Annotated in this window: 6 protein-coding genes; all 6 read left to right on the top strand. The window is 53.7% G+C overall.

Features of this window, described 5'->3' with window-relative positions:
- The first annotated feature begins 87 nt into the window (after positions 1 to 87).
- Entirely contained in the window at positions 88 to 807 is a 720-nt protein-coding gene (locus ACIQ1E_RS14320; RefSeq protein WP_396172065.1) for a head-tail connector protein, read from the top strand.
- Positions 800 to 1,153 carry a hypothetical protein gene (locus ACIQ1E_RS14315; RefSeq protein WP_396172063.1) on the top strand — a complete coding sequence of 118 codons (354 nt, stop codon included), beginning with the start codon at positions 800 to 802 and terminating at the stop codon, positions 1,151 to 1,153. The genes ACIQ1E_RS14320 and ACIQ1E_RS14315 overlap by 8 nt, the downstream gene beginning before the upstream one ends.
- A complete protein-coding gene (locus ACIQ1E_RS14310; protein WP_396172061.1) occupies positions 1,150 to 1,569 on the top strand; it encodes a hypothetical protein in 420 nt (139 codons plus the stop codon). The genes ACIQ1E_RS14315 and ACIQ1E_RS14310 overlap by 4 nt, the downstream gene beginning before the upstream one ends.
- Before the next feature lie 3 nt (positions 1,570 to 1,572).
- Positions 1,573 to 2,721 (top strand): phage tail tube protein, encoded by a 1,149-nt coding sequence (locus tag ACIQ1E_RS14305; protein ID WP_396172059.1) that lies wholly within the window; start codon positions 1,573 to 1,575, stop codon positions 2,719 to 2,721.
- Between the two features lie 82 nt (positions 2,722 to 2,803).
- The gene (locus ACIQ1E_RS14300) at positions 2,804 to 3,163 is read left to right on the top strand and encodes a hypothetical protein (protein WP_396172057.1); all 360 of its coding nucleotides are present in this window, start codon (positions 2,804 to 2,806) and stop codon (positions 3,161 to 3,163) included.
- 285 nt (positions 3,164 to 3,448) lie between these two features.
- A complete protein-coding gene (locus ACIQ1E_RS14295; RefSeq protein ID WP_396172055.1) occupies positions 3,449 to 4,147 on the top strand; it encodes a hypothetical protein in 699 nt (232 codons plus the stop codon).
- Positions 4,148 to 4,310: the final 163 nt, after the last annotated feature.

The following is a 4,310-nucleotide window of genomic DNA, read 5'->3' as shown; positions in this document are numbered from 1 at the left end:
TCGCAGCAATTCAAGAACAACAGACCCTCATCGCGCAGCTTCAGGCTGACGTTGCAGCGTTGAAACCTGTTTAATTAAGGACAAACCATGCTTGCCATGCTCAAAAGAATCCTCGGCATTACTGATAACAGTCAGGATGCGACTTTGTCGGCACTGCTGGTCGAGGCACAGGGTTATGTCGAGGACTTTCTTGGTCGAAGTCTTGATTTTGATTTCTATCAGGACATCACAGAGCCAAATGGTTCGACCTCGATCTGGTTGAGAAATTTTCCCATCAGCACTGTTGCGTCGATTGAGACACTCAGCGGCGTGAAGGTCAATGATTTTAAGGTGATCAAATCTACCGGCCTAGTTCGCACAACCTCAGGGATTTACGAGGATGTACTGATTGAATACGAAGGTGGATTCGAGACTCTGCCTCCCTGGGCGATGAAGGCAATTGTGGATACTGCTGCAAGCCTCTATGACAGTCTCGCAGCACCTGGCAGTGGCAACACTGAAGAGCCTGGCGCATGCGAGATTCCGTTTGTAAGTTCAGACGGCGCGCATGACACGATCCCGCTTGTTTGCGACAACTCAGACGGCACGCCGATGTATATCCCACCGGTCTGCGACACACCTGTTGCTGCACCTGCATCTGGTGGACGTTATGGGCGCGTAGTGAAGTCTGAAGAGATTGTCGGTGTCGCGAAGGTGACCTACGAAACATCTGGCCAGTCGGCCAACGAATACACCGATGGCTCCGTGGGTGTGTTGAGTGCATCGACTGTCGATATGCTTGAGAGGCACAAGAATCGCTATGCTTAATCCAGATCAAGTTCGCGACATGTATGCGCGCATGCTGGACAGCTACGGCAGCGACATCAGCATCCAGACGCTCGACAACACAGCGACTCCGCCGGCTTATCGCCAGGTGTGTGTCGCCAAGGGTAAGGTCATGGCCTATTCACAGGCCGAGCTTTTATCAGGTGTTATTCCTGAGAACTCGCACAAGGTGATCTTGCTCAATCGTGATCTGAAGGGTTACGAAGTGCGGCTCAAGAGTGACCGCATGATCATCAATGGCAAACCTTATGTGCCACAGGCCGCCGATGGTATCAGTCGCGGATCCTCAAACGAAACATACGCAACAGAATTCAGGGTGATCGGATGAGCAGCGGATTCACTAGATCGACGCTTGAGCGTTTCCTTCACGAAAACTGGCACGACACAGATGTTTTTGTCGTGGATGACGCTGACGATATTTCCACAATCCCAGCCAATACAGACAGACCATGGGTCGGCATTGAGTATCTCACATCCACTGAAGAGGTGGATTGTCTGCCGGCCAATATGTGGCGTGAGCGCGGGACCATTTTGTTGCACATCGTAATCCCGAACGGCTGGGTGTCATCGACGGCCATCACGCTCGGCGACAAACTCCAGAGATTGCTGCGCGGCCAGCGGCTCGACGAGCTCGTCATTCAATCAGTTTCACCTGTCATCAGTACCGATCCACCGGCTATCCCGAGAACATCGGCGTGGCAGGGGTTTTGCCTTATCTCTCAATATCAATCAATTCGGAGTTAAAAAATGTCCTCATCTAATCTTGTACGCATCACAGCAATTGAAGAGGCCACCTACGGCCAGACTCCAGCTGCTGGTGATTTTGTCACAGCACGTTTTGTCAGCGAGTCGCTGTCAGGCACTCCATCCACAACAGCAAGCACAGAGATCCGCTCTGACCGCACCGCTGGTGGCCAGGTCCAGGTCGGTCTGGAAGTTGGTGGCGACATCAACGGCGAACTGAGTGGTGATCCAGTCCAGACGCAATTCATTCGCGCCGCAATGATGCAGCCCACAGCAGTACCAGCCCTGGTGGTAACCAGTTCGATAGATGTAAATGCGATTGACCGTCGCCTGACATTCGCAGAAGCAAACCAGTTCGTCGCTGGCGACATGATCATGCTCTCGGGTTTTACTGAAGAGAAAAACAACGGCCAGGCGTATGTTGTCTCGGTTGATTCTGTTGGCGCCTCGATCAAGATCGCCAAAGAGACAATCGCAACCGAGACAGGCTCGGCCACCATCACCCGTCCTGAGAAGCTCTCAATCGGCACCACGCCGATCTCACACACTGTCGAGAAGAAATACCTCGACTTGACTGAGAAGTCGATCACCTACACAGGCATGCTGGTGTCCGAGATGATGCTGGAAATGGCCCATGGCAACATCGCCAAGTCCAAGTTCATGTTCATGGGCAATGGCTACACCATGCCGGTCCCTGCCACAACAGACGGTCGCACAATCGCTGACGCAAGCACCGACCAGCCTTATAACGCATCAAGCGACATTGGCCTGGTGATCGTTGACGGCCAAGTCGCTGACTTCTGCATCCAGTCACTTTCGATCACACTGAACAACGGTCTGTCGCCCCAGGTCTGTATGGGCTCGCTTGCGCCTCGCGAGTACTCGCTGGGTGCAGCCACCATCACGGTCAGCGGCTCGACTTACCTGGCCGATGAGAACTGGAGCCTGATGCTCAAGAAAATCAGCCAGGAGCCTGTCTCGATTGGATTCACTGTCAGCAATCAAGACGGCGGGATGACTGTGCTGTTGCATGGCGTACAGCTCACATTCCCTGATGGTGCTGCCGAGGGTCTTGACCAGCAGGTGAGCCTGGCCTTCTCAGGTTCGGCCACAGCGACCGAGACTGGCTACTTCGATATCTACACCTGGTAACCACTTCGGGCGGCGTTTGAGGTGTGTCCCTCACACTCCTTAGGCCTCTCTCGTCGCCCACCTTATTTCTTAAAGGATTTAAATGTCTCTCGAAAAATACAGACTCCCTCTTTGCCTGACTGAAGGCGTGTCGTTCACGCTGGACGATGCTCCTGAAGTGACGATCACGGTCAAGATGCCGATCGCAGCTAATCGCGATTTCATGTTCGCCTGGGCCAAGTTGTTGCCAGTCGGTGCCGATGGAAATATCGCGGCCACGCCGTTCGACATGACGGACGCACAGCGTCGTGCATTCTTTCCTGGTCAGGTCATCAGTGTGAAGGGTGTCGATGCTGCGAATTTCTGGGACGAGTATCCGCTGGCCAAAGAGGAGATCTGGACCAAGGTTCAGAACGCTTTGCCAGGCTACGAGACGAAGTTGGAAGCAGAAGCAAAAAACTGATCAAGGGTTTGACCTGGTCTTTGCAATGGGCAGGGCGTGAGGCGTTTTACGAGACTCTCGCCCGACGAGGCAAGATCAAACCTGAGGATGTGAGGCCAGAGTTTTGCGACGGTGACCATGTGCTGCTCAATTTGTTTTTTGAGCTCAGTACAGCCAGGCAGATCGGGATGGGAATTGGTCCGATACCGATCGGCACTTTCTGGGAGGCGCAGAAGCGTCACCAGTTACCAGATGCGGCGGTGTTGTTGTTGCAGCGATGTGATGTTGAATTTATGAGGGTGACAAGTGCAAGTCGAGCTTCAACTTAAAGTCGGGAATCGATACGTCAAGGGGTCTGCGGTCCCTAAGGAGTTTCTCGACTTCGGCGCGCGTGGGATCCGAGCCTTTGCTTACGCCAAGGGCATGGAGGTTGTCAACGACCAACTCCGCAAGGGTAACGAGCTCGCCGGGTTCTTTGTTGACGGCCGCCGAGGCATTTCACCTGAGATGATGAGAAAGAACTATCGCTGGGAATTCAGCCAGGGCGGCAGCAACATGGTGGCCGCCATCGAAGAGGCCCTCACTCAGCTCGCTGATTTGTCCAACTCATACGGTGCCAGATCAACTGGCAGGATTGCAAGCTCTTGGGCGGTCTACATCAATGGTGCCAAATCATCTCCTGAGGCGGCAGGCAAGGCCAAGCAAGGTGACGACATAAGGATCACAAGCGATGAGGCATACGCAAGGCATTTGGAGGCCGGCAATTGGACGGGCGCGCAGAGTTTGGTTCGACGTCTCAAGCGTGCGAAACGAGTCTCAGAGGGCAAGCAAGCTCGAGCTCGTGTCAGCATCACTAAGCGCGTCGCAAACTCACTGTCAAGAAAATACAAGTCGCTGGTCATCAGCGATGTCTGGTACGAGCAGAATCCATTCGGTTACAGCTTTGGGAAAGACCAACGCTGGCCGGCAATCAAATTCCTGGTGAGGCGCAAATTAAATGGCTAGTGAATCCGAACTTCTAATGCGGGTGACGGTCGAGGCAAGCCAGGCCGTTCGACAGCTTGAACAAGCAAACTCCGCAATCAAGAACGTGCAGAGCAGCGCCCAGGCATCGACCGGCGGGTTCAAGAACATGCAGCGCGGTATTCAGAACACAAGCTATCAGCTC

Source organism: Flavobacterium sp., assembly GCF_044348915.1.
GTDB lineage: Bacteria > Bacteroidota > Bacteroidia > Flavobacteriales > Flavobacteriaceae > Flavobacterium.
This window is presented reverse-complemented; position numbering and strand designations above follow the sequence as displayed.